This window comes from Streptococcus mitis, from assembly GCF_001579035.1.
Lineage (GTDB): Bacteria > Bacillota > Bacilli > Lactobacillales > Streptococcaceae > Streptococcus > Streptococcus mitis_J.
The window spans coordinates 58,633-64,422 of record NZ_KQ970286.1 but is presented as its reverse complement, the minus strand read 5'-3'; the positions used below and the strand labels follow the sequence as shown (position 1 = coordinate 64,422).

Annotated in this window: 6 protein-coding genes and 1 pseudogene; all 7 read right to left on the bottom strand. The window is 43.0% G+C overall.

Features of this window, described 5'->3' with window-relative positions; all coding sequences use genetic code 11:
* Positions 1 to 62 precede the first annotated feature (62 nt).
* Positions 63 to 1,336: pseudogene (gene psr / locus SMIDD26_RS02570) on the bottom strand (polyisoprenyl-teichoic acid--peptidoglycan teichoic acid transferase Psr).
* On the bottom strand, positions 1,333 to 2,181 hold the full coding sequence (gene pheA / locus SMIDD26_RS02565) for a prephenate dehydratase (protein ID WP_061438817.1): 849 nt from the start codon (positions 2,179 to 2,181) through the stop codon (positions 1,333 to 1,335). The pseudogene psr and the gene pheA overlap by 4 nt, the downstream one beginning before the upstream one ends.
* Entirely contained in the window at positions 2,178 to 2,654 is a 477-nt protein-coding gene (locus SMIDD26_RS02560; protein ID WP_061438816.1) for a shikimate kinase, read from the bottom strand. Before SMIDD26_RS02560 ends, pheA begins: the two co-directional genes overlap by 4 nt.
* Positions 2,647 to 3,930, bottom strand: a complete 1,284-nt coding sequence (aroA, locus tag SMIDD26_RS02555; RefSeq protein WP_061438815.1) for a 3-phosphoshikimate 1-carboxyvinyltransferase — start codon at positions 3,928 to 3,930, stop codon at positions 2,647 to 2,649. The genes SMIDD26_RS02560 and aroA overlap by 8 nt, the downstream gene beginning before the upstream one ends.
* 90 nt (positions 3,931 to 4,020) lie before the next feature.
* Positions 4,021 to 4,359 (bottom strand): YlbF/YmcA family competence regulator, encoded by a 339-nt coding sequence (locus SMIDD26_RS02550; protein WP_000065978.1) that lies wholly within the window; start codon positions 4,357 to 4,359, stop codon positions 4,021 to 4,023.
* 10 nt (positions 4,360 to 4,369) lie between these two features.
* A complete protein-coding gene (locus tag SMIDD26_RS02545) occupies positions 4,370 to 5,473 on the bottom strand; it encodes a prephenate dehydrogenase (RefSeq protein WP_061438814.1) in 1,104 nt (367 codons plus the stop codon).
* A gap of 9 nt (positions 5,474 to 5,482) precedes the next feature.
* Positions 5,483 to 5,790: chorismate synthase (locus SMIDD26_RS02540; protein ID WP_134990140.1), on the bottom strand; the 308-nt coding region annotated here is incomplete at its 5' end.

Genomic DNA, 5,790 nt, shown 5'->3' with positions numbered 1-5,790 from the left:
GTAAAAATCAAAGCCTGACTGCTATTCAAATAGCTATCAAACTTTGATTTTTCTGTCTTATCTTATCTCAAACCCATCTGAGACAATTTATTCTGATACTTGTTTTGATCGACAAGCAAGCCCAAGCCTCCATAAACATCATAGGCATCTACCCAGTCACCTAGTTCTGGAATCGTCAATTTTTCAATACCATTTTTTGCTCCATCCAAAACAGATAAACCGTTTGTTAGGAGGAAAGTATAGGGTGCATTGGTTGAGGTCATAGCAAAAACCTTTCCAAGAGCTTCAGAACCAGTGAAAAGTTTAGTGGGATCTTTAATTTGCTCTAAAATTGCTGTTAAAACTTGTTGCTGTCTTTTGGTACGGCCGTAATCCGCCTCATCATCATCACGGAAACGAGCATAATTGAGCAAGGTAGAGCCATTCATCTGCTGTTTTCCGACTTTGATGGTTTGGGTTGGAGACTCAGTCTCAGTAGCGTGTAAATCATCTCCGACTGTAGCTTCTGTTAGTGGACGCCCATTCAATGTTGAAAATTGGGCATCAATTGTCACCCCATCAGGGAAAAGCGTGTCAATCGCTGTTGCAAAGGCCTGAAAATCAACCAAGGCATAGTACTTAATATCCAAGTCAAAATTATCTTTCAAGACTTGACGAACCATTTCTGCCCCTTTTTGCCCCTCTTGTTCTCCTAACTCATAGGCTACGTTTAACTTGTTATCCGTCTGTTTTCTACCGTTAATCACTTGACTATAACCATCTATATAGACCAAATTATCACGCATGAAACTGACTAGCTTCATTTTCTTGTCCGAACCTCCGACATTTAATACCATAATAGAGTCCGTCCGTGTCTCAGCACTATTTTGACCGATTCGACCGTCCGTCCCCATAATCAAAATATTAACTCCATCTCTAGTGTCCTGACCATTAAAGACTTGAACCTGTGCTGCCTTGGCATCAGCAGTTTTCTTTGCACTAGCATCTTGGTAACCACGCAAAAACATGAATACCATGGCCAAAGCTACACAGACCAGAAGTGAAAAAATCACCATAAAAATGCGTTTAAGACGGAGCTTCCGTCTTTTCTTTTGGGAGGGGAAGGGAGTGTTTGTGATTTGGATTGTGAGCGACTCCGGTTCGCATAGCTTGGTAAGTCAACCTGCTCTTCTCTTTCTTGTTCCAAGCTGGAACCACTATTTACCCTAGAAAGAGTTAGCTTTTCTTGCAAATAGGCAAACTCATTTTTTTCTCTCTCATTGAGATAGTGAATATTTTTTAGCAAATAATCATAACGTAATTTTTCATGATGACTGAGAGGATTTTCTTTACTCATCTTCTCTCCTTTCCATGGTCTGATATTGGATAAATAGGATAGGCACCCAGAATTTTATACTGGATTCCAATCGCTTCTAATTCTTTTTGGGCAAATTGGACCAAGGCCTTATCAGTATAGTCCACATCGATGATGAAAAAGTATTCGCCCAACGCTGTCTTGAGTGGACGACTTTCAATTTTTGTCAGGTCAATTCCTCGCCAAGCAAAGGTCGAAAGAGCCTTGTAGAGTGCACCTGGAAGGTTGTCAGGTAAGGTCAAAGCTAAACTCATTTTTTCAGTTTGTGCTTGCAAGGGAATAGTAGGAATTTCGGATCCTAGCACCCAAAAACGTGTGAAATTGGCTTCCATTTCCTGAATATCCTCGGCAATCAGTTCCAAGCCATATTCTTCAGCAGAACTTCTAGGCGCAATAGCCGCAAAGGGTTGATCTGGATGTTCGGAAATATAGCGTGCCGCATAGGCTGTACTAGCTGTTACCTCGATTTGGGCCTCTGGATACTGTTCATCGATGAATTTCTTTCCTTGAGCCAAGGCCTGTGGATGAGAAAAAATCTTTTCAATCTTAGTATGGCCTGGAACCACCATCAACTGCTGATGAATAGGCTGAACAATTTCTGCTACTGCTTGAATGCGAGCCTGATGAAAAAGGTAGTCCAAGGTTTCATGAACACTACCCTCGATAGAGTTTTCAACTGGCACCACAGAATAGTCCACCAAGCCTTGCTCATAGGCCTTGATGACATCTGTAATATTGGCAAAGGCCTGCAATTCCTCATGAGGAAAAGCAGTCTGCACAACATGGTGTGAAAATGATCCCTTGGGACCTAAATAAGCAATTTTCATCTCAGTTCCTCTATAATTTCCTCTGGGCTTAGCTTGGTTACATCCAAAACCCGACTGGCCACTTCCTCATACCAAGCCTGTCTTTCTTGGAAAATAGCTGCAAGTTCTTCCTTGCTATTATTTAGAAAAAGCGGACGCTGATTGTCCTGATCAGCTGCGATACGTTGGTAGAGGGTTTCAAAATCTGCTTTCAGGTAGATATTATCAGAATTCGTCTTGAGTAAGTTGCGATTTTGTTGAGAAATGACAACCCCTCCTCCAGTTGACACGACTTGGTCTATTTGTAGTAAATCAGCTAGGACTTCTGATTCTATCTGACGAAAGGTCGCTTCTCCCTTTTCAGAGAAAAAATTCGCAATGGACATACCTAGGCGCTTCTCAATCAGAGCATCCATATCAAGGTAATTAGGATCCAATCCTCTTGCAATAGTCGATTTGCCAGCCCCCATAAATCCTAGTAATACCTTAGCCATGAATCAAGTTCTCCAAATCATCAAAGAAGCTAGGATAGCTGGTATTGATGGCTTCAGCACGGTCAAGCTCCACTTCTCCATCTGCAACCAAAAGGGCTGCAATGGCTGTCATCATTCCGATACGATGGTCACCAAACGTATTGACTCTAGCACCGTGAAGGACTGATTTCCCTTTGATAATCATTCCATCAGCTGTAGGAGTAATATCTGCTCCCATGCTATTTAAAGCGTCTGCCACAACCTGAATGCGGTCTGTTTCCTTGACCTTGAGTTCCTCAGCATCTTTGATAACTGTGACACCTTGGGCCTGAGTCGCCAGAAGAGCGATAATTGGCAATTCATCAATCAAGCGTGGAATCAAGGCACCACCAATCTCTGTTCCTTTGAGGTATGAAGACTCAACAGTTAAGGTAGCAGATTTAGCGACTGGGTCAATTTCAGTCATTTCCAATTTTCCACCCATGGCACGAATGACATCAATAATACCGGTACGCGTTTCGTTGATGCCCACATTCTTAAGAACCACACGAGAATTTGGAACAATCAAACCTGCGACTAACCAAAAAGCTGCACTGGAAATATCTCCTGGAACAACCACCTTTTGTCCTGACAATTTTTGTGGTCCTTGGACTGTGATTTTCTTGCCGTCCACACTTAAATGGCCACCAAATTGTTGCAACATATCTTCAGTATGATTACGGGTGCACTCTTTTTCGATAATCACTGACTCTCCCTGAGCCTGCAAGGCCGCAAACATCAAGGCTGACTTGACTTGGGCAGAGGCAATTGGCAATTCATAATGAATAGGTCTTAGATTTTTCGTCCCTTTTAAATGAAGGGGAGGCAGGTCTCGCTCAGTTTGCCCTGAAATGCTGACGCCCATTTTTTTCAGTGGAATAGTCACACGATCCATAGGACGTTTGGATAGACTGTCGTCTCCGAACATCTCTACTTCAAAGTCTGCACCAGCAAGGACACCTGAAATCAGGCGAATCGAGGTTCCAGAATTTCCCATATCAAGGGCATTTTGTGGCGCTTTTAAGCCGTCCATACCGACACCTTGAATGGTAATAACCCCATCTTTATCCTCAATCTCTACACCAAGGTCACGAAAAACCTGCATGGTCGAAAGAACGTCTTCACCTCGCAGAATATCATAAACCTTAGTCTCACCCTCAGCCAAACTTCCAAAGATAATGGAACGGTGGCTGATAGACTTGTCACCTGGGACGCGGATGCTGCCGTGTAAGTGGCGAATGTTTGTTTTTAGTTTCATAATGGACCTCATACTTGCAATACTTTTACCTATTTTATCATAAAAAGCCAGAAATTCCTTAAAATTTCTGACTTTATGATAGTTATTTTCTTATTTTAGCAATTCTGAAACTGGTTCAAAAACAATTTTTTCAATGTCAGAAAGGTAAATCGCCAATTGTTGTTGCTTGGTAAAGAATTCTGACAAGAGGCTGTTCCCCTGAATCTGCTTACCAAAGCCTTCCATCTTCGCTTGGAAGGAAGCGTCTGGCATTTGACCTGTCTGTGCTAGTTTTTGAATTTCCTCTTGAAAGGCAACATATTCTGTAAATATTTTGCTTGCCTCAGCATCTGCCGAAATCGCATCTTTAGCTGCTTTAACCGCCTTGTATTCTGGTAATTCGCGTAAACCGCGACTGAGTTCGTTTGCACTATCGTAAATATTTGACATGATTTTCTCCTTATTTGACAACGACTGTGTAGTCGGTATTTTCTGTTATGAGGTGCTCGGCGCGTTCTAAGTCTTGAGCATTTTTAAATGAAATTTGTAGAATCCCGTGAATATCTTCACGGTTTTCCTCGTTGATATGAATATTGACCAAGGAAGTTCCACGTAGTAGTTCCAAAATCCTCAAGATGACATCTTCTTCATCGGGAACATCGACATAGAGGTCATAAGAGCTGTCCACACCACCACGCTTATGGATTTCCATGGCCTGACGTTGCTCACGCGCTTGGTTGAAAAAGTTCCAGATCTGCTCTTCATCTCCCTTGCTGATGGCCTGACCAATCGCTTCCAAACGCTCCTTGAAATCCGCAATTCGCTCCAGAATAGTTTCACTATTGGACAAGAGAATAGAAGTCCACATACCTGGCTCGCTTTCCGCAATCCGAGTCATATCTCGAAAACCACCGGCCGCAAAACGCCTTGCCATCTCATGTTCTTGAGCATAGACCGCGGTCTGTTCCATGAGACTGGAAGCCAGAATATGAGGAAAATGGCTAATCTGAGAAGTGACACGATCATGCTCCTTGGCATCAATCTCGATAAAACGGGCATGAAGACCTGAAAGCAAGTCCCTCATTTCCTCAAGCGTATCCTGACCTGTCAGGCTTGAAGGTGTAAAGATATAATAGGCATTTTCAAAGAGATTGACATCCGCAGAAGCAGCCCCTGTCTTGTGACTACCAGCCATGGGATGAGCCCCGACAAAGCGAACATGCTTACCAGCAAAATACTGCTCCGCCGCATCCACAATGGCTGACTTGGTCGAACCAGCATCTGAAATAATGACCCCTTCTTTCAAGTCCAAGTTGGCCAACTCCTTAATAAAGGAAATGGTTTGCTTTATTGGCAAGGTCAAAATGATGACATCAGCCAGAGGAGCAAAACTAGCAAAATCATCAGTTGCACGGTCAATCATGCCTTCTTTCAAGGCGATATCTCTCGAAGCTTGACTGCGATTATAACCTAAAATTTCATAATCTGGATGATCGCGTCTGATACCAAGTGCCATAGAGGCTCCAATCAGACCAAGGCCTGCGATATAGATTGTTTTTGCCATAGGAACTCCTTAATAGTTCTTTGTATAGTCTCGGTGTTTGGCTACCGCTTCTTTTAGTTCCTCAAGATTATCTGATGAGAATTTTTCGAGGATTTCTTGTGCCAAAACCGTTGCCACAACAGCTTCCATAACCACTCCTGCAGCTGGAAGAGCGGTCGGATCACTTCTCTCCACGGTTGCCTTATAAGGTTCGTGGGTTTCGATATCCACACTCATAAGAGGCTTATAAAGAGTAGGAATAGGTTTCATGACGCCACGAACAACGATAGGTTGCCCATTGGTCATACCACCTTCAAAGCCCCCTAGATTGTTGGTAC